Annotated in this window: 18 protein-coding genes and 1 tRNA gene; 10 read left to right on the forward strand and 9 right to left on the reverse strand. The window is 56.9% G+C overall.

The features are described 5' to 3' along the window. Positions 1 to 69: 69 nt before the first annotated feature. The 3 genes from F6X37_RS07330 to F6X37_RS07340 all read left to right on the forward strand — a co-directional run bounded on the left by F6X37_RS07330 (position 70) and on the right by F6X37_RS07340 (position 2,439). Positions 70 to 375 (forward strand): helix-turn-helix transcriptional regulator, encoded by a 306-nt coding sequence (locus F6X37_RS07330; RefSeq protein WP_187610826.1) that lies wholly within the window; start codon positions 70 to 72, stop codon positions 373 to 375. Further along, entirely contained in the window at positions 372 to 980 is a 609-nt protein-coding gene (locus tag F6X37_RS07335) for a hypothetical protein (protein ID WP_187610827.1), read from the forward strand. The genes F6X37_RS07330 and F6X37_RS07335 overlap by 4 nt, the downstream gene beginning before the upstream one ends. A 736-nt stretch (positions 981 to 1,716) precedes the next feature. Next, positions 1,717 to 2,439 (forward strand): site-specific integrase, encoded by a 723-nt coding sequence (locus F6X37_RS07340; protein ID WP_222944792.1) that lies wholly within the window; start codon positions 1,717 to 1,719, stop codon positions 2,437 to 2,439. A gap of 280 nt (positions 2,440 to 2,719) precedes the next feature. On the opposite strand, the gene F6X37_RS07345 is transcribed toward F6X37_RS07340, so the two are convergent. Continuing rightward, on the reverse strand, positions 2,720 to 3,124 hold the full coding sequence (locus F6X37_RS07345) for a very short patch repair endonuclease (protein ID WP_187610828.1): 405 nt from the start codon (positions 3,122 to 3,124) through the stop codon (positions 2,720 to 2,722). Positions 3,125 to 3,394: 270 nt separating this feature from the next. Here F6X37_RS07345 and F6X37_RS07350 point away from each other — a divergent pair, with 270 nt between their 5' ends. The 6 genes from F6X37_RS07350 (at position 3,395) to F6X37_RS07375 (ending at position 10,496) form a co-directional block, all read left to right on the forward strand. Next, on the forward strand, positions 3,395 to 5,818 hold the full coding sequence (locus F6X37_RS07350; RefSeq protein ID WP_187610829.1) for an ATP-binding protein: 2,424 nt from the start codon (positions 3,395 to 3,397) through the stop codon (positions 5,816 to 5,818). A 283-nt stretch (positions 5,819 to 6,101) separates the two neighbouring features. Next, positions 6,102 to 7,154, forward strand: a complete 1,053-nt coding sequence (locus tag F6X37_RS07355; RefSeq protein WP_187610830.1) for a DNA cytosine methyltransferase — start codon at positions 6,102 to 6,104, stop codon at positions 7,152 to 7,154. A 597-nt stretch (positions 7,155 to 7,751) separates the two neighbouring features. Then, positions 7,752 to 8,294, forward strand: coding sequence for a hypothetical protein (locus F6X37_RS07360; RefSeq protein WP_222944793.1), 543 nt, complete (start codon positions 7,752 to 7,754; stop codon positions 8,292 to 8,294). A gap of 439 nt (positions 8,295 to 8,733) precedes the next feature. After that, a complete protein-coding gene (locus F6X37_RS07365; RefSeq protein ID WP_187610832.1) occupies positions 8,734 to 9,279 on the forward strand; it encodes a hypothetical protein in 546 nt (181 codons plus the stop codon). A 711-nt stretch (positions 9,280 to 9,990) separates the two neighbouring features. After that, on the forward strand, positions 9,991 to 10,236 hold the full coding sequence (locus F6X37_RS07370) for a hypothetical protein (RefSeq protein WP_187610833.1): 246 nt from the start codon (positions 9,991 to 9,993) through the stop codon (positions 10,234 to 10,236). Next, entirely contained in the window at positions 10,233 to 10,496 is a 264-nt protein-coding gene (locus F6X37_RS07375; protein WP_187610834.1) for a hypothetical protein, read from the forward strand. The genes F6X37_RS07370 and F6X37_RS07375 overlap by 4 nt, the downstream gene beginning before the upstream one ends. Positions 10,497 to 10,530: 34 nt before the next feature. Here the strand turns inward: F6X37_RS07375 and F6X37_RS07380 are convergent, their stop codons facing one another. The 8 genes from F6X37_RS07380 to F6X37_RS07415 all read right to left on the reverse strand — a co-directional run bounded on the left by F6X37_RS07380 (position 10,531) and on the right by F6X37_RS07415 (position 17,174). Next, complete coding sequence (locus F6X37_RS07380; RefSeq protein ID WP_187610835.1) at positions 10,531 to 12,738, reverse strand: DotA/TraY family protein; 2,208 nt, start codon at positions 12,736 to 12,738, stop codon at positions 10,531 to 10,533. Between the two features lie 77 nt (positions 12,739 to 12,815). After that, complete coding sequence (locus tag F6X37_RS07385; protein WP_187610836.1) at positions 12,816 to 13,124, reverse strand: hypothetical protein; 309 nt, start codon at positions 13,122 to 13,124, stop codon at positions 12,816 to 12,818. A gap of 1 nt (position 13,125) precedes the next feature. After that, complete coding sequence (locus F6X37_RS07390) at positions 13,126 to 13,359, reverse strand: hypothetical protein (protein ID WP_187610837.1); 234 nt, start codon at positions 13,357 to 13,359, stop codon at positions 13,126 to 13,128. Positions 13,360 to 13,707: 348 nt separating this feature from the next. Then, positions 13,708 to 14,619: a site-specific integrase gene (locus F6X37_RS07395; protein WP_262419831.1), complete on the reverse strand. Its 912-nt coding sequence runs from the start codon at positions 14,617 to 14,619 to the stop codon at positions 13,708 to 13,710. 291 nt (positions 14,620 to 14,910) lie between these two features. Beyond that, positions 14,911 to 14,985 (reverse strand) — tRNA-Val (locus tag F6X37_RS07400). 48 nt (positions 14,986 to 15,033) lie between these two features. After that, a complete protein-coding gene (gene dnaQ, locus F6X37_RS07405) occupies positions 15,034 to 15,768 on the reverse strand; it encodes a DNA polymerase III subunit epsilon (protein ID WP_187610839.1) in 735 nt (244 codons plus the stop codon). Positions 15,769 to 15,849: 81 nt separating this feature from the next. Next, positions 15,850 to 16,296, reverse strand: coding sequence for a ribonuclease HI (gene rnhA / locus F6X37_RS07410; protein WP_184028269.1), 447 nt, complete (start codon positions 16,294 to 16,296; stop codon positions 15,850 to 15,852). Then, positions 16,293 to 17,174 carry a class I SAM-dependent methyltransferase gene (locus F6X37_RS07415; protein ID WP_187610840.1) on the reverse strand — a complete coding sequence of 294 codons (882 nt, stop codon included), beginning with the start codon at positions 17,172 to 17,174 and terminating at the stop codon, positions 16,293 to 16,295. The genes rnhA and F6X37_RS07415 overlap by 4 nt, the downstream gene beginning before the upstream one ends. Positions 17,175 to 17,192: 18 nt before the next feature. On the opposite strand from F6X37_RS07415, the gene gloB reads away from it, so the two are divergent. Continuing rightward, positions 17,193 to 17,984, forward strand: a complete 792-nt coding sequence (gene gloB / locus F6X37_RS07420) for a hydroxyacylglutathione hydrolase (protein ID WP_187610841.1) — start codon at positions 17,193 to 17,195, stop codon at positions 17,982 to 17,984. The last annotated feature ends 102 nt before the right edge of the window (positions 17,985 to 18,086 follow it).

The raw sequence follows: 18,086 nt of genomic DNA on the forward strand, positions 1-18,086 counted from the left end.
TGGTTGTGCTGCGGACGTGAAGGCATCCTAGCAAAACTGATGGATACCTGATAGCTGCGAGCAAAGATCATGGACAAGGATATAAGAGATTTCCGCGTGGCGTTTGCGCAGATGGATAACGCAGCATTGCTAAACCCCGATGAGTTTGGCGAACTCATCGGCAAAACTCGCAACGCGATTTACCACATGTTGTGCCGTGCTCCTGACGCGCTCCCGAAACCGGTATTTCGGCAGAATCGGTATGTTCGCTGGCGAGCCGGGGATGTCCGTGCCTGGATCAACAGTCTGCCAGGTGCTCAGCCGCGCGAGATCTCAGATAAACCTCGTCGTGGTCGCCGCCGCAAGGACGATGATTTCACTGTACATGTCAGATGAGCGGCGTCGACACCCGCCCCGTTCCGGTCAACATCATGGCTTGGCCGCGTGTAAGAGACCTGATTACGCAACAGAAATTCATCTACGTCTCGCTGTATTTCAACCCGGATACGACAGCGTGCGGTTGCTATCTGCTCGGGGTGGACCGGCTTGCTGCTGACCTTAGCATGACGGCCGCAAGCCTTGACGATGCACTTGACGAGTTTTCGCGCCGTGGCTTGATTCAGCGCGATAAGTCCACGGGCGAAGTTTTTGTTGTCGACTGGCCTCGCTGGCACAGATTTGACTCCGTGCCAGCGAGAGGGGCACTGTGGAGTTCGATTGGCAAGATTCAAAGTCGCGATCTGTGGATAAAAGTTGAAAGTTCTTATAAATCAATGCCCAAGCCGGGGAAGGGTAAGGAGAAGGAGAAGGCTTCTTCTAAAGAAGAAGGGGCGATGCGGTTACCGGCCGGATGGTGGAGAACTACGGAAGGTATGGTGCGAGCTGGCAAGCTCGTGGGGATTGAGGCGTGGCCCGGGGAAGATCCATCGGATTTTCAGCGACGCATCCGCACGCAGTTGCAGGCATGCGAAACGCCGTCGCTTTCGCGAACGCGGCCATGAGCGACGTAGTTTGTTTCCACGCGTTCTGTGATGGTCAATTTGGCGCCCAGCCGGATCGTCCCTGCGGGCCGCCGCTCTCCCCACGCCTGCGGCGCGCGTCCCCGTACGGCTCGATCCGGGCTCGCGGCGCTCGCAATGTGCGCGGTTGCTCAACAACGGCTTTGGCTTGCAGAGAGGGGGCTTGTTGTCGGACTGTCATTGTCGCTTGGGCAAGCCCCATTGGGGCGCGTCAGGCCGAAGGCAAAACGTCGCGGGGAGCCGGTGGTCGGCTGTGGAACGCCGGCCGGCGAGCCGGCGCTGTCCACGCCCTCGTGGGGTGGGCAGCGCAGCCGTCCACGGGCGGGCGCGGGAATGACGATAGCAGTAGCACAACGCCGGTCTGCGTGAAGCGAACGTCATCACCGCAACCCAACTGCGGCGGCCACGATTCCTGCGAATTCTTCTCTGCCGAGCACAGGCCGATCTTGATTTCCAACGCGCCGAAATCGTGTCGGTCTCTTGTCCGACGCCGAAGTCGGACAAGAGGGGGCTTGGCGGTTTTGGGGCGTAACACCGACATGCGAAGGCATGGCGTGTTGCGGCCCAAAACTGACAAGCCCCAACCCCTCAGGGGTCGAGGCGCGTAGCGACTCGGGGGCGGTGTTCGGCCGATTTCTGCTGTCCGAAATCTCACTGCACTGGGCCCGGCTAAGACCGAAATCAAAACGTGGGCAGAAATCCGATAGGGGCGTGAACGATGGGAAAGGCGAAGAAATCTGCACTTAAGCTGCTTCCGCCAGATTGGCGCGAATCCATATGGGTGGCGGCATCAACACCAGAATGGCAGCAATCACGGCCGCAGCTAATGCCTGCGCTTGCCGTGCTCTGGATCACAGGATGCCGCCCTGCCGAACTCGAGCAGGGCATCGAGCTTGTCGCGTCACCCGATCAACTCATGGTCAAGATCAGGGGCGCGAAATGTGTGGACGCGGGTGGCCGAGAGCGCGGTCAACCGACGCGTCACATCGGGTTTAGCGTAGATGCGAATGCCAACCCTGCATTACGCTTTCTACACGCCGTGACATGCCGGAACGCCGCTAAAGGGAACGGCAAGTACACGATCACGCACAATAGAGATTACCTGTACAACAGCGTAGTGGCCCTAGGCAGAAGCGCATTCCCAAAGTTGCGGACACGGATCAGTCCGTATTGTTTCCGCCATCAAGTCGCGTCCGATTTGAAGGCTGCCACCTCCGACCACGAAATAACTTTGGAGCAGGCAGCCAAGGTCATGGGTCACCTCAGCGATTACTCCATAGGCGCCTATGGGCACGCGGTCCACGGCCGGAGAGGCCGTGGCGGACGGGTCAAGGTACCTTTTGTTAGCACCACGCGTCCTATTAAGCATTCGCCGAAAGTTGATCGCCTCGCCCGGTTCAAAATGGCGAGCGCGAAGCGGCGCGAACACAAAGCGGATTGAATCTCCTATGTCTGGCATCCGGATGCGTCATCTATGCGTCGTCTATGCGTTGTTGCACGTCTGTCAATCATTCAAGCGCGCGATGCACTGGAGGAATGCGTCGAACTTGCGTCGAATTCGACGCATTTGCGGGTGCGACCAAATAAACCTCCGGCTCGGCAAAATTTCTTCGATCTCGTAGCCGCTGTTTGTCGGCCGACGAATTGAGCTTCCCCCAAAATTTCGGAGGAAGGTCACTTCTAGTCTGCTGTCTACAGGAGTTCCGTGGTGAGGCAATCGCTCAGTTCTTAAGAAAAATATCGATGCGCGACGCTAGAGCTTCCAGATTCCGCGTTTCGCATTCCCAGACTACGAGGACCTTCCATCCGGTTGATTCAAGTTGGTCTTGAACTCTCCGATCGCGCTCTGCGTTTGCGTCAAATTTGGCGATCCAGTAATCGGCGTTCGAAAGAGGGGCCTTTCCGCGCGAACAGGTATGGCGGTGCCAAAAGCAACCGTGGACGAAGATGATCTTTCGACGGCTGCGGAACACGAGATCTGGACGGCCCGGCAATGCTGCGACACAAAGTCGGTATCTGTACCCCATTGAATAAACGAGCCGGCGGACGGCCAGTTCTGGACCGGTGCCGCTACGGCGTACTCGACGCATGAGCGCGCTTCGGGCTGGCTTGGAAAGGTGGTCCATCGTAAGGCCGAATAAGGTCGTATTCGAACCTTATGGTGCCGCGCGAACGCCTGCTACTCAAGCGTTCTATGCGATTTAGATGGATCGCGTGCAGTTTAGTTTTCGCCCGTGAGGCGGCGCGCGGTATCGGTTAAACTCGGTAGCGCCCTCATTCCACTTGGCTCCGGTGTCGGCTTGCGCAGCAGAGATCGTCACGAATTTTCGGACACTCTGAAAGCTTTGCTGCGAAGGTGGGGGGCAATCAAACAACTAATTTGCTGGACGCGCACAATGAACCAAAACGAAAGGCCAGATAATTTTCAGATGTTGATTCAGGGCGGAATGTTGGAGGCGCTCGGGATCAACATGTACACGTCGTTGGGCAAATGCTTGGTCGAGTTCGTCGCCAATGCTTATGACAGCAATTCCCCCGATGTGCAGATTTCAATTCCGTTTGATCGCATCGCCGAAGAGCGTCAAAAACTGAAGGTCGCCCAAAGGCTGAAGCAGAAGGAAGCCCTAGCCGAGCGAAAGGAGCTATCAGCCAAAGAGATTTCTTCCGCGGTGGATGGGGGCGCAGTTGCTCAAGAGGAGAAGGTGGCCACGCTTGAACCTCTCGCTGCGCCGATTGCGTTGCCGGACGTCTCGGTGTTTGAGGAGACGTTGGGGCCGGATGTCGCAATCATAATCACGGACAAAGGGCACGGCATGAGCCCATCCGACGTAGCGTCCAAATTTCTGCCTATAAATCGCCGCCGTCGGGCGGCCGCAAATGGTGCTGAAACCCAACTTATGTCAGAAGGGAGCAAGCGGCATGTGATGGGGCGGAAGGGGCTTGGGAAACTCGCTGGTTTCGGGACGGCTCAAAAAATCACCATTTCTACGAAGAGGGCCGGCGAGACATTCCGAACGATATTCAAGTTGGACGCCCGCGAACTCCGCGTAGCTGAGAATCTGACGGAAATAAAGATTCCGGCAACTTACGAAGAAGGCGCTCCTATTGATGAACATGGGACAACGATCACGCTGTTGGATCTTAAGCCAGACGCAGTTAAATCTAGTGCGGAAAAGATAAATCAGACGCTCGCGGAGGCTTTTTTCGGAATTAAACCTGAGGAATTTGCCATCACGCTGAACGAAACTCCCGTGCAGGAGACTGGCGTGGAGTATGAGTTTATTTTCCCGGAGAATGCATCCAAAACAGGGGATTTAGTGACAGATTATGTTGCAATTCCAGATTTGGGGTCACTCAAGATTCAATACGCTGTTAAATTCAGAAAGCGGGGTCAGCATCTAAGCGCGGGACGTAGAGGGGCGAGAATTTATTGTAATGGCCGTCTCGCTGCCGGTCCATCGCTTTTTAAACTTCCTACCGGGATGCATAATTTCCATGCCCAGGATTATATGGAGGGGATTTTTGTTGCTGACGATATTGATCGACTAGGAATTGATTTCGTTAATACGAATCGGACGCAGCTTCGAGAAGATAACGATATTGTTGATGCGGTTATTCAACACGTTTCGGATATCATGAAGGCCGCGATTGCTAGGCACGCAGCTTTCAAAGAAGGGAAGGTCGATGAGGAGATTCGCGAGACCGAAGCTGGGAAAATGATGACGCAGATTATAAGTCATCTGCCCTCGAAAACTAGGGGGCCGGCTTCGAAACTCTTGAAGACAATTGCCGGGCGATACGGCGCTGAAAGTGTCGAATTTAATCAATTAGCCCCCTTGGTTGTTCAGTCGATGAACGCCGGTGAGGTATTAATTCGCCTGATTGAATTGCAGTCGGATCCGGGCACAATTCATCGTATTACAAGTGAATTGGGTGAGCTTGCGGAAATCGAGAAGAGTGATTCTCTGAAGCTGTATCGCGGTCGCCGGAATGGTATTATCGCACTTCGCAAGCTTATTGAGAAGGGTGATAATCTGTGGAAGCAGAAAGGGATCGAGGGTGAGTTGCAAAATCTCTTTAAACGTGATCCTTGGTTAATTAAGCCGGAATATTCGAATTATGTGACTAGTGATGAAAATCTGAATAGACTGGCTTCTAAGATTGCGAAGGTCTTGGGTGTAGACAAATATTCACCGATCATCAATGTCGATGGCAGTTATGATAAAGAGCGCCCCGATTTGGTATTTTTGATGTCGGATAGCGCGAGTCCACACGTCTTTACCATTGTAGAGCTTAAATCGCCAACTCTTCCGCTCCAGTTCGATCATTTAACTCAGTTAAAAAAATACATAGGGAAGGTGGAGAATTTCATTAGGACTGAGCTTAAGAAGCCTGCCACTGTTAACGGGTACCTGATCGGGTCCATGCCGGACTCAAACCCGAAAAAACAGAGTGAGGAGGAACAATTGCTCTTGAACGAAATTAAGAAGCGCGAGCCGAGCGCCGAGTGGGAGGTCATCGGTCTCGAAGAACTCCTCGCTCGCGCACAAGCGATTCATTCCGACGCGATCAAGGCTTTTGAGGCGCATCTTCAGGATAACGCCGTTGACGATTCGATAACGGTAGACGCGGCACTGGTCAGTAGCGCTGCAGCGTCGACAACGGCTCCCGGGGCTCCGGGGGCGGTCGCGTCCGGAACTGCGTCGCAAAGTGGCGCGTCGGCGGTCAACGCATCTCGTCCGTCGAAGGCTGCCACTCCGAGTCACGGGAAAGGGCCCCAGAAGAAGGGGCGACGTGGCCGTCATGGTGCGCACCGGTAAGAGCGGTCGCTTGTTTGTGCCTCATGCGGGGGCAACAAGAGGAGAGGGCTCGCGGGTGCTTTCAGAAGCGCGGGATGCGCAGGAGCGGCGGGCCCTATCGGGTTACAGGAGGGCTTGGCGAATCGCTGCTTTCTTGTCATGATGACGGCTTTTTAGTGGGCCTGTGCGGTTTTGGTTGATTTGACGTACCGCTAGCGCGGAGCGTGTGGACAATTTTGTTCGAGATCGTTTTATGTGATATCGCCGCTTAAAAATAGAATGCTTAATATTAACCTGGTGAGAAATGAACAAAACAATTGATTTGTTCGCAGGGGCGGGTCTCATGACTGAAGGGTTTCGGCAGGCGGGATTTAGATCCATTTTTGCTGCCGAATCGGACGCGCGGGCGGTGGCCAGCTTTAATAGGAACTTAGATCCTGTCGCTCAGACGTGGGATGTCAGGCAGGTTGTGGATGGGCTCACTGCAGACGTAATCGTCGCCGGTCCCCCTTGCCAAGGATTTAGCTCTCTTGGAAAAATGGACAGCAATGATTATCGAAATAAACTGTCTCTTTCTGTTGTAGATTGGATTCGATCTGCAAATCCAAAGATCGCTGTTATCGAAAACGTTCCGCAATTTATTGAATCCAAATATTGGCGTGCGGTTGAGCGTGCCGCGAAAAAGCTCGGTTACGAGTCTGTTGTTTGGAAACTGAACGCTTCCGACTTTGGAGCGCCGCAAAATCGATTACGCGTGTTTTGCGTTCTCTCGAGAATTGGTCTGCCACGGAAGCCGGAGGCAACCGTCGCTCGCGCTGTCACCGTACGTGAGGCATTTAAGGGCCTGTCGAAAGCCCCGAGCATAAAGATGCAGCATGTCGCCCCTGTTCCTGTCGGAGTCGCCGCGGAACGCATTAAGCTAATACCGCGGAACGGAGACAAGCGAGATCTGCTACGCCAAGCGCCACATTTGTGCCCACCGAGCTGGGCAAAAATGGGAGCACAAGCAACGGACGTGTGGGGGCGAATGAAATTTGACGCGCCCGCGAACACGCTTCGTTGCAGCTTTCAGAACGCATCGAAAGGTCGTTACCTCCACCCGACGGAAGACAGGGTCATTACGTTACGCGAAGGCGCAAGGTTGCAAGGGGTTCCAGATGACTGGGTGTTCGAGGGGGATCGGTCATCGATTGCGAGGCAGATAGGCAACGGCGTGCCAATACCCTTGGCAAAGGCAGTCGCACAAGCCATCTACGAAACGATGTCTAAGAGGCGGCAGGCTCAGCTAACGTCCGGCCGAAAAGTCGGAGTTGCAAGTTCCCGACGCGGCGAGTTGGCGGGCGGTGCGGCATATTGAGGTTAATTGGTCGCGGTGATGCCTCAGCGGCGTGATTCGCAATCGGGTTATTCGGTTGCCAGCTAGGGTTCTGCGGTGGTCCAGTGCGAATAGCGTTCTCCGCTCCGTTGAGGAGTCGGGAAATGGTGCACGAGCTTGTTTCACGCATTCAGTTTTAATCGCCTGCATCACCCGCCTGCTAAGGCTTTCAGGTATCGCGACCAGCATTGTTTCACGGCAAGCCGGGCGCGTTAAGCGCCATTTGCTTCGTTGTGCGACATAACAGCGCTTATGTCAGATTGCGCCCGTCGATCGTCATAATCATGACGTTATACGTAATAGTGACTTTGCAAGTCATCGTGTGACGGCGCGAAGCGATGCCGCTTGGCCTGGGTGAGACGGAATCTCATCACACACCGTTTGCCGGGGAGTCCGTGGTTGATCCGCCACTGCGGCGTGGCGAATGCTGTGCTATGCGAGTGGCGACTGCGCCGTCGCCAAACGGGCCAGAAGCAGACGCTCGCCAGCGGTGCTAATGCGTTACCCCGGCGAGAAAAATTTTTGCTAAAAAGTTTATTTTGAGAGGAAAATTTGAAAAGGACGAAAAGAGAGTACGACTTGGAACTTGATCCATTTGCCTGCTATAAAATGGAGTTCATTCATAACGAATCAAAAGCAAATTTCGAGTCGACCGAGAAGTGGCTGTATCTAGGTGCCAACGCTCGAGATAGTGAATTTGCCAAGGTAGGGGTAACCATGGGCGACCTTGCAACCAGATCATCCAGCTCAGAGAGCCCAAGTTATTATCTCTTTTGCGCTTTTAAGTGTAGGAGCAATATACAGATATCCAAGCTTAAGGCTATAGAAAACAGTGCTTTAAATCATCTTGGCGATGTGTTTGTCTACCATGATGGCTCGACTAAGCGAGCATTGCATCATGAATCAGGACGCATCTCCGAATGTTTTTATGACGTTGATTTTCTGGATTTTTTTGTTGAGCTTCATTATTTCCTATATAAAAATTATTATAGTTATTTTTTGCTTTCTGGATTTGAAAATGAAGCGGGATTTGACGAGGGTGAATTTATAGATTGCGAATTTAACACGGCCCGCATGACGCGTGAAGAAATTAACAAGCATATAAGAATGATTCTCCAATAGTACCGCTAGAGGCGGGCTAACTTTCCATCGGTCTAATGATGCCTGCTACTGTGGTTGAAGTATAAGTATTGGCTGACGTGTCAACAAAATTCTGGTTTCGGCCATTCAGAACCCGCGACTTCCGATAAACTCGCGCCATTGATATCGATTCGTCGTATGATTCTCGGCGCATTGGACCACCAATCGCTTGGAAGGCGGCATCAGCCTTGTGCTGCGACCTGAGATAATCACATGAGCGGATACCAAGTTGCCCCGTGAATAAATCGAACGTCAGCGGCCGTTCAGGTTGCGGTCGATGCCAAACGAGTCGCGCCGGGGACTTCCCGAATGTCCGGTCGGCGACCTCGAATGGCTGTTATCAAGCCGCTACAAGTAGGGGGTTCCTTACCGTGCGAGCGTGATGTACGCTGTGCAACTCGTGACAAAAAGGATCTGATTCATGAGCGATGATTTGCAACGCATGACCGAAACGCTAAGGCTGGCGCTGTTCAATGACCTGTGCCAACGATATGGGAAAACCACGGTCAGTGACCGGGATATCTACGAAGAAGTTCTTCTCTCAACCAGAGAGTCTTTGCTAGGGGTGGTTTCGGACCAAGCCATCAAAAATCTACCACGCGAAAAACAGCATGCCCTCATAAATGGGCTGGCTTTCAACCTCCTGCCTGATGACAACCTAGCGGTGGAGCCGTCGGACGGTACGCCTGTCTGGCTGAGAGTAGTACCCGTCGAGAAAGGGTCCTTGCCGTCTCCGTCGCGCGGAGTCACGTCGCGATGGATTCGGCTGGACACGATAACGGAGGTAAGTTCGTCGGCTGGCATTGACATGGGCGGCGATCCGGAGGACACCGTTAATGTGGTGTGCGTGGTCGCGGCGGGCCAAGCCTATCATCCGACCACCAACCGATACCGGGGATCGACAGTAGATCGTCCTGTGAAACGCTTGCTCGAGCTTACGAGACGAACCCTGCGGGACCACGGCTGATTCGGTAGCTGGCGCTGTAATGCAAACCGGTTGGACCCGTCTTACTCCGTATTGTTTGACGGCAGAGGCCCAAAGCGTTGCCACGCTTCGGGCCTTTGTTTTTGTGCCTACGGAAAGAGGATCGCGGTAATGTCCCGCGCGCTGTGCAGAAGATGAATAACGTTGATCCGCTCGGGGGCTGGTCGATGACGCGATAGAAAATCTGGTAGTTGCCGTGTACCCGGTGCCGCACGCAGCGATCCTCGTAGCGCGGCACAAGCGGAAACGCGAGTGTCATATCTGGGAGCGTCCGCATTTAGCTGCGTCGACCGTCCCTCGTGGGTCGAAATGCGTCGCCAAGCGAGTGCGCGTAGCGTGCGAACTTTTTTGATGCAGCCACCGCTGGCAATGGCCGAAAACGACGGGCACACCGTCTGTCAACCAAGGGTGAATTGACATTGTGAGGTTATTTGGTCGCGCCTCACTGCTGTGTGACCGTTCGATTACGACGGTGCATAAAGCCATCAAGGCACTTTTTGCAGTGCCTGCGACGCTCGGTGAAGGTTCGCGGGAGCGGCAAGCCAGCCGAACAGCACGTGAAGCCCAAACTTTTCCCCCGATTCTTTCCGCGGATCGAGGTTATTTGGTCGCGCCCACGGAATGCAGCAGGCGAAATCAACACTTTCGATGGTCCGGGCAGCCGGCGTATGCTTCTAACAAAAGGAGAACGCCATGCCAGCCGACAAACTAGGCCGCTATATGCGGAGCCCCAAGTTTCTGAATCGAGCCGATGAAGCCGTCGCTGAAGCTGTGCGCAATCTGGAGTCGCGCGGTATCCGGCCTGTTTATCTCAATCGAAAGACAGGCCGGATTGTGGGCGACGGTGCCGACGCCACTCACGAAAATGGCTCTTGCGAGGTTCGCCGGGTTCCCGATATATTGAAAAATCGGGACAAGTCCGAAGGGGCCGAGGAATGATCGACAATGGAGCCGCGCTCGGCAGGGCGTTTGCCTCTGAGCGTAATGCGCAGGATTGGAAAGCCTATGCGAAGAAGCTTGAGCAACAGCTTCTGGTTGCCCAAGCTAACCTTGCCGGCCATAAAGCGCTGAAAGAAATCGCGATACGCGAACTCACGAAGGTCGCTCCGTCCCATTTCTTAACGGTTCAACAGAACAGGCAACGGTTGTTTGATGAGCAGTTCGACGCCGTGGTGTCCGTCAATCACCGCACGACGTAGATCAAACGGACGGCCCTTGAATACGGGCAACTTGCTACGCGGTGTCCCGACCACCAGCGTCAGCAGTGGGCTTCGGAGGATCGCCATCGCCTCGCCCGAGCACTGAGGGCGCTTGGCTTCGTCCGATATTGCCACCGTGCCCAATACCTGAGCCAAACAGCCGATTCACTCGATCTTCCAGTTCCGGCATGCGCGACGCCATCTGACCACCAACCCACGAGAACACTTGGTCAGGAACGATGTGGATCAGGCTGAACGTGTTGTTGCACAACGTCTGGCACATACCGACATAGAGAACGATGTAGCCGATGATGCTCACGACGCCCGTCGTGGAGTCGTATTGGGCGTTTGCCATAGCGACCCCGAACATTGAATTCAGCAGCGTTCCAAGCACCACGATGCCCGCTCCGGCCAGTACGAAGCCGATTTCCATGAAGACCGGTCGAAACATGACGTTCAACAGGAAGATGTAGCCGTGCGTCGGCCTTTGTCCCAACCCTTCACCTTCGCCGTCGAGGTGCGTCATCGCCCATAGCGGCGAAGCAACCATCGACTCGCCGACTACGGCGTACCACGACAAAACGCCGCTGAACCAGATGATGAACGGAAGCATCGGAATGTAGATCGACAGCATCGCGCCGAAGAAGAACAACGTGATGCACATAACCACGACGAACGGTGCCAATGCATCGAGGATGCCTTTTGCCGCGCCCTTGGCGGCACCGACGACCCCTCCTGTCGCCACGTCTCCGACTACGCCTATCAACTTTCCAACATTGGAGTCCGAAGCCCCCTCCAGGCCCTTCAAGGCGGCATATGCACCGAGCGCGGTCCAGCCTGCGTCGAGAATGTAGTCACCAAGGTTCTTCATGCCGATCAGCGGATTCGTCGTGCCTCCCGGCCCTTGACCGGAGTTCAGATTGACCGCCCACTTCACCATGCCTTGGCCGTCGAAGACCTTCCCGAGGATGCTCTTCGCGTCGGTGATGCCCGTAATCCCACTTCCCGACAGGTTGGCGAGACTTGGCGAAGTCGTCACCGATGCATCCTGCTGGTTCTGTTGCGCATACGTCGCGCTGACCTTCCGGTATAGCTGCGGGTACGGCATGTTGTTGGCATCGGTGCCGGGCACAGCGGCGGCCGTCGCGTTCGCGAGCGTCGTCACCTGCGAGTTTGCCTGCGCGAAAGTCTGATACCACGCGCCCATCATGATCCAGCCGTCGCGTTGGAGGTTCGACTGGATCACGCTCGCGAGTCCGCTGATTGCGGTCGTGGAATTCGATATCGCCTGCGAAATAGTAGCCTGGTACTGGAGCGCGGCCTGATTGATCGTGTTTTGCGGATCTGCCGGCTGTGTCTGCCCGTTCACGGCCGACACGTAAGCTTGCGCAGCATCAGACAACGTGGACTGGAGCGTGCTCAATGCGCTCTGGTGTGCGCTGAGCATTTGCGAGTAAATCGATCCGGGGTCGAGCGAATACACGGCCATGCCGTCATACGTTGGCAGCGTCGGCGGTTGTGTAATGTCGATCTCCGCTCCGCCACAGGAAAGGCCGCGCTGGTTCATGAGCACGACCTTGTTGCTCGTCATAATCGCGGTGAAATTCTCGGCCGGATCGACGGACACGCCGCTGTCGTTCGGCATGTTGGCGATCGCCGCGTTAGCCGCCTGCGCGCAAAGGTTCCCTTCGAAGAGAGCTTTCGCCAGTGCGGTGGCCTGCGGCGACGCTGGCGTTGCGATCATCGATCCGCCGCTGTTGAGCACTGAAACCGCCGCGTCGAGCGACAGGTTCGCAATGCCCACGCCGAGCATTGTTCCCCACAGCATCACCATCTGTGCGCCGCAGTAGCCGCCGAACATAGGAACGAGGCCAGCGAAGCCCGCGCCCAAGCGGATGATGAACCAAGGTGACGATTTCTTCTGCCCCATGAACTCACCGTCCTGCCCGGTTGCTATCATCGCGGAACCAAAGTGGTACATGGCCCAAATCGCCCCGACCGCGAGCATGCACGAATTCAGCACGAGGAACATTTGCGCAATCATGCCGCCCGATCCGCCACCAGCAGCAAGCGGGTTGTGTACCACCGACCCGTAGACCAGTTCCAGTAGCGACATCGACTTGTCGCCACTGCGGTTCGCTGCGTTCTGAATGTCGCTCATCGACACGGACGACTGCGCAAAGGACGTTGCCGATGTCAGCGTGATAACCGCCGCAGTTGCTGCTCGCTTCGCCTTGCCCATTAAAGCGCGATGTCGCGAACATAGGACTGCATGAGCGAAGCAACTGGGAAGGTCGTCTGTTTTTGAATCGTAGCCGGTCATTGTTGGATGTCCCTCGCGACTTCGTTTTCGAGTGCTTTGAACGCCTGCTTCAGCAGGAATCCCCAGAAGAAGGTGACCCAGGCGATGGCCACGGCGACGCCGAGCCAATTCGACCAGCTCCCCGTGCCGTGATGGATGCGCGCCCACCAAAGCGAAGCGCACAGGAAGCAATGCACGAGCACACAAACCTGGACAATCAAGCAGGCGTCCCTGAACTGCTCGCGCGTCAAAACACCACGAGCCCGGCGTCGGCGCAGAGCGAGTGGCAACGCTCGTATTACGCGAAAGAAGTGGTTAGTTTCCATGTCACCTCGCGCGATGCAGCGCGAACCACTGCCGCCGCGTCATGGGAATTTGCACGCAGACGCCGTTCACAACCTGCACCTCCATCGTCTGCTGGTTGTAGAACTCCTCCCAGATCGCGACGATGTCTGGGGGCGTGCCGGGTGGCTCGACGCCCAACGGGTCAGACGGCGAAGTTTGGGCGACTGCCAGTGGTGACACCGCGATCAGCGCAGCAAACGCAAATGCAGCGTTCATGCTCGCTTCCCGTAGCATTGTTGACCGAGTGAAATGACCTTTTGCGTTGTGCACGTCAGTGCCCCCCTGCGTAGACGACGGCGCGGCGCAAGTCATACAACCCAAATAGGTAGCCTCTCATTTCGCCCGGTTCGCTGCGCTCGATTAGCGTTTTCAATCGGTCAAGGGGCATGCGAAACGGGTCTTCTGTTTCGAAGACCACGGACAGTTCGCAATCGAGTGGCAGGCCATTGAGGGGGTGGGCCGGTAGAATGGGTGCAGCCATGATTTCACCTCTCTCGTTCAGGTGAGTTGTGGTTAGGCGTGCTGGCTGGTAGCCGCCGGTCAGCACGCCGCTTTCGCGTCGAATCAGCCAAGTTTCCGGGCCAAATCAGTGGCACGTGGCTTGTAATAGACCCGGTGCAGTACGTTGAGGGTGCGGTGGCCGGTGATGGCGGCCAGCTCCAGGACGCTGTCCACGCGGTCCGCGAGGCGCGTGCAGGCCTCTCGGCGAAGATCATGGAAGTGAAGGTCGTCTAATTGGGCCCGCTCACAGGCACGAAGAAAAACCTTCTTCAGCGAATCGGCGGAGATGGGAAAGACGCGGCCGGTGATGTGACGGGGGAGGGCGGACAACGTGGCAACAGCGCGGCTCGATAGTGGCACGTCTCGCGATTCACCGTTTTTCGTATCGTGCAGACGCACGTACCGATCCTCAAGAAACACGTCGGACCAGCGCAGCGACAAGATTTCACTTCGTCGCATCGCGGTTTCGACCGCGATAATAACGATCGGTCTTACCCAGTCGTTTCGACTGCCGCCGCGTTCAAAGCGACCGTTTTCGTCGCGTGGACTGGCTGCTAATTCTGCGAGCAGTCGCTTTTCTTCGTCGTGCGACAGCCGACGGGTGCGGGATCGATTTTCTCGCGGGCGACGGATGAGTGATACCGGGTTGACGTCTATGTGGACGTCCCATTCCTTGCGCGCCACATTGAGGACATGCCCAATGAGCGTTAGCTCACGGTTGACAGTCGATCCTGTGACCGCTTTTCGTTTTGCATCGCCGGCCAGTCGGCGATCGCGGTAGTCCGCGATGACCTTGCTCGATAGAGCAGTGATTTTGTATTGTGAAATGAGGTCTTCGCGCAGTTTTTTTATCCGCTCGATTTCGCCCGCACCGCTCTTCTTATGGGGCGAGACCTCGTTGGCGTATCGCTTCAAGAGGTCGTCAAGCGTGTTGCGCTCCGCTTCCGTTCTATCGACAAAGGTCCCTCGATCCATGTCGGACTCGATACACCGTGCCCAAGCTTCGGCTAAAGCCTTTGTGTCGAACGTGCGTGTTTGGGTGGGATAGCCGCGCCGACGTATAAACGCGCGCCAATAGTTTCCCCGCTTCAGGATTGATGCCACTGGATGCTCCAGACAGTTGTTCGTCGTTGTCTGGGGCTGATTTTCGAGGTGCACCGCTCGTGCACCAAAAGGGCATTCCGCGAGGTTTGCAAACGCAAAGAAAAAGGCCCTCGGCTTTCGCCAGAGGGCCTTTATTCTTCGGGTTTCACGTACCCATGAATCTGGTGGGTGGTACAGGGATTGAACCTGTGACCCCTGCCGTGTGAAGGCAGTGCTCTACCGCTGAGCTAACCACCCGAAGAGATCGAAATTATCTCAGGGAATTTAGGGTTCGTCTAGTCTTTTTTAAGCAGTTTGCTCATCAGTTGCCGGCGCGGGTTCAAGACGCCATACGCTCGCGCCTTTGAGCGCCTTGTCGAGATCGTCGAGTACGGCTTCGTGCGCGGTGCTTTCGTCGTCGCTCGCAGCGATCACGACCAGCTCCAGCGAGTCGAGCGCGACACGCGGCGCATGCGTATCGCCGCCGGCCCGCGCTTCGCCGAGCATGTCGATGACGAGGCTTTCCTGACCGCGCGTCATCGCCAGATAGACCTCGGCGAGCAGTTCCGAGTCGAGCAGCGCGCCGTGCAGCGTACGGTGCGCATTGCTGATGCCGAAGCGGTCGCACAGCGCATCGAGCGAATTGCGCTTGCCGGGGAACATCTGCTTGGCTTGCGCGAGCGTGTCGATGATCTCGCCGCAGTGCATGCTCACTGGCGGCAGACCGAGCAGCGCGAACTCGGCGTCGAGAAAGCCGATGTCGAATGGCGCGTTGTGGATGATCAGGTCCGCGTCCTGGATGAAATCGCGGAACTGGTCGATGATCTCCGCGAACTTCGGCTTATCGCTCAAAAATTCCGTGGTGAGGCCGTGCACCGCGAGCGCGCCCGGATCGCTGTCGCGCTCGGGGTTGATATAGAAGTGCAGGTTGTTGCCGGTCAGCCGGCGGTTCACGAGCTCGACGCAACCGAGTTCGAGAATCCGGTCGCCGCCGCGGGCGTTCAGGCCGGTAGTTTCGGTATCGAGGATCAGTTGACGCATGTCGGATTAGCCTGCTTCGAAAAAATTGCGGAAAAAAAGCGGGGAGGGCGGCGCGCGGTGTAGCCGATGCGCGCACGCTCTTTACATCTCGGCGAGCGATGCCACGCCGCGATTGGCCAACTGATCGGCGCGCTCGTTTTCCGGGTGGCCATTGTGGCCGCGCACCCAGCGCCATTCAATCTCGTGTTGCGCGACGAGCGCATCGAGCCGCTTCCACAGATCGGCGTTCTTGACCGGCTGTTTCGCCGCGGTGACCCAGCCTTTCTTCTTCCAGCCGTGAATCCACTCGCTGATGCCTTTCTGTACGTACTGCGAGTCGGTGTGCACGATCGCCTTGCACGGGCGCTTCAACGCCTCGAGCGCGGAAATCACGCCCATCAGCTCCATGCGATTGTTGGTCGTGTTGGCCTCGCCGCCGAACAGTTCTTTTTCCTGGCTGCCGAAGCGCAGCAACGCGCCCCAGCCGCCAGGGCCGGGATTTCCCTTGCAGGCGCCGTCGGTATAGATGTCGATGTGATCTGGAGTCATTCGGTATGGTTTCGTGTGTTCGGGGTGGCGGCGGGCGCGAGGCCTGCCGCGAGCACGGGCTTTTTCACTTTGAGCGGCCCGACGAGACGCATGCCGCGCACGCGCTTGATCGCCTTGATCATGTAGGTGGCGCCGAAAATCGGCCACCAGCGGTCGCCGGCGGCTTCCATGAAGCCGTAACGCGCGAGCCATTGATCGCTCGCGAGCGGCGGACGATAGCAGCCGAAGCGCCCGCGTTCAAGGTCGAAGCCGAGCAGCTTGATCCAGTCCTTCAGGCGCGTGAACGCGATCAGATCGACGGCGGAGGGCACGAACGGGCGGCCTGTCATCTTGCCGATCGACTGCCGTACTCCCCACAGCGACAACGAGTTGAAGCCGAGGATGATCAGTTGGCCTTCGGGCACCAGCACGCGTTCGGCTTCGCGCAACAGCCGGTGCGGGTCGCTGGTGAATTCGAGCGTATGCGGCATCACGAGCAGGTCGACGCTTTGCGCCTCGAACGGCAGATCGAGCAGGTCGCACCAGACCGCGCTGCGCCCGGCCGGCGCGTGCAGACCAGGGGCGCCTCGCGCGGCGTTCGCGGGGTTGTCGTCGCCAGCGTTGCCCGCGCTGCCGATGCCGCTCACGCTGCCACGACGTGCCCAGCGCGGATACGTGTACGGCGCGCTCGCGCCGCTCGCCGCGTCGAGCACGAGGCCGCGGCACGGCATGCGGTTCTCGCGTAGCGCGTCGAGCTGCGGCAGGCCGAGTTGCAGCGCATGATAGCCGAACACGTCCGACACCACGCGATCGAGCTGGGTTTGCTCCCAGTCGAGCACGTAGCGGCCTGGCGGCGAATCGGTCCAGGCGGGCCAGTCTATAATCGCTCGGTCAGTCATATTAAAAATGCGTCGCCTATGAATGCGCTCGAGTACGTACCGGTCCCGGCGTTTGAAGACAATTACATCTGGGTCATTGCCGACGGACACCACGCGGTCGTCGTCGATCCGGGCGAAGCCGCCCCTGTGCGCGCCTGTCTGGCCCAACGAGGCTGGCGGCTGAGCGCTATTTTACTCACGCACCATCATCAAGACCACGTCGGCGGGGTGGCCGATCTGCTGAACGGCCAGGACGTGCCGGTCTACGGCCCCGCCGGCGAAGCGATCGCGCACCTGACACATCGTCTCAAAAGTGGCGATCACGTGACGATCGCTGCACCCGCACTTGAATTCAGCGTGCTCGACGTGCCCGGTCACACGAGCGGACACATCGCCTATTTCCAGGCGGCCGATACGCGCGGCACGCCGCACGTGTTTTGCGGCGACACACTGTTCGCGTGCGGTTGCGGGCGCCTTTTCGAAGGCACGCCGCAGCAGATGCTGAATTCGCTCGATGCGCTCGCCGCGCTGCCCGGCGCAACCGAAGTGCATTGCGCACACGAATACACGCTGTCGAACATTCGTTTCGCGCTCGCTTGCGAGCCGCACAATGCCGAACTGCAGGCGTGGCGCGATAAGGCGAACGAGTTGCGCGCCCGCCAACAGCCGACGCTGCCGACCACGATCGCGCACGAGCTCGCGGTCAATCCGTTCCTGCGCGCAGGCGAGCCGGCGATCCAGTCGAACCTCGAAGCACGATTGCACGAAACGGTGTCTGACCGGCTGAAGGCCTTCACATTGATGCGCGAATGGAAGAACCGCTTCCGTTGATCCGGAGCGCATTCGGCGGTTCTTCACGCGATGAATCGGAAAAATTCGCCAAGCCCCAGATTTGGTTGATTTTTTTCTTGATTTTCCAATTGACGGAAACGT

This window comes from Paraburkholderia sp. 31.1 (assembly GCF_014397645.1).
Taxonomy (GTDB): Bacteria; Pseudomonadota; Gammaproteobacteria; order Burkholderiales; family Burkholderiaceae; genus Paraburkholderia; species Paraburkholderia tuberum.

Coding starts and splice junctions, on each gene's coding strand:
- F6X37_RS07330 (WP_187610826.1), top strand. CDS start 70: ATGGACAAGGATATAAGAGATTTCCGCGTGGCGTTTGCGCAGATGGAT.
- F6X37_RS07335 (WP_187610827.1), top strand. CDS start 372: ATGAGCGGCGTCGACACCCGCCCCGTTCCGGTCAACATCATGGCTTGG.
- F6X37_RS07340 (WP_222944792.1), top strand. CDS start 1,717: ATGGGAAAGGCGAAGAAATCTGCACTTAAGCTGCTTCCGCCAGATTGG.
- F6X37_RS07345 (WP_187610828.1), bottom strand. CDS start 3,124: ATGGACCACCTTTCCAAGCCAGCCCGAAGCGCGCTCATGCGTCGAGTA.
- F6X37_RS07350 (WP_187610829.1), top strand. CDS start 3,395: ATGAACCAAAACGAAAGGCCAGATAATTTTCAGATGTTGATTCAGGGC.
- F6X37_RS07355 (WP_187610830.1), top strand. CDS start 6,102: ATGAACAAAACAATTGATTTGTTCGCAGGGGCGGGTCTCATGACTGAA.
- F6X37_RS07365 (WP_187610832.1), top strand. CDS start 8,734: ATGAGCGATGATTTGCAACGCATGACCGAAACGCTAAGGCTGGCGCTG.
- F6X37_RS07370 (WP_187610833.1), top strand. CDS start 9,991: ATGCCAGCCGACAAACTAGGCCGCTATATGCGGAGCCCCAAGTTTCTG.
- F6X37_RS07375 (WP_187610834.1), top strand. CDS start 10,233: ATGATCGACAATGGAGCCGCGCTCGGCAGGGCGTTTGCCTCTGAGCGT.
- F6X37_RS07380 (WP_187610835.1), bottom strand. CDS start 12,738: ATGGGCAAGGCGAAGCGAGCAGCAACTGCGGCGGTTATCACGCTGACA.
- F6X37_RS07385 (WP_187610836.1), bottom strand. CDS start 13,124: ATGGAAACTAACCACTTCTTTCGCGTAATACGAGCGTTGCCACTCGCT.
- F6X37_RS07390 (WP_187610837.1), bottom strand. CDS start 13,359: ATGAACGCTGCATTTGCGTTTGCTGCGCTGATCGCGGTGTCACCACTG.
- F6X37_RS07395 (WP_262419831.1), bottom strand. CDS start 14,619: ATGGATCGAGGGACCTTTGTCGATAGAACGGAAGCGGAGCGCAACACG.
- dnaQ (WP_187610839.1), bottom strand. CDS start 15,768: ATGCGTCAACTGATCCTCGATACCGAAACTACCGGCCTGAACGCCCGC.
- rnhA (WP_184028269.1), bottom strand. CDS start 16,296: ATGACTCCAGATCACATCGACATCTATACCGACGGCGCCTGCAAGGGA.
- F6X37_RS07415 (WP_187610840.1), bottom strand. CDS start 17,174: ATGACTGACCGAGCGATTATAGACTGGCCCGCCTGGACCGATTCGCCG.
- gloB (WP_187610841.1), top strand. CDS start 17,193: ATGAATGCGCTCGAGTACGTACCGGTCCCGGCGTTTGAAGACAATTAC.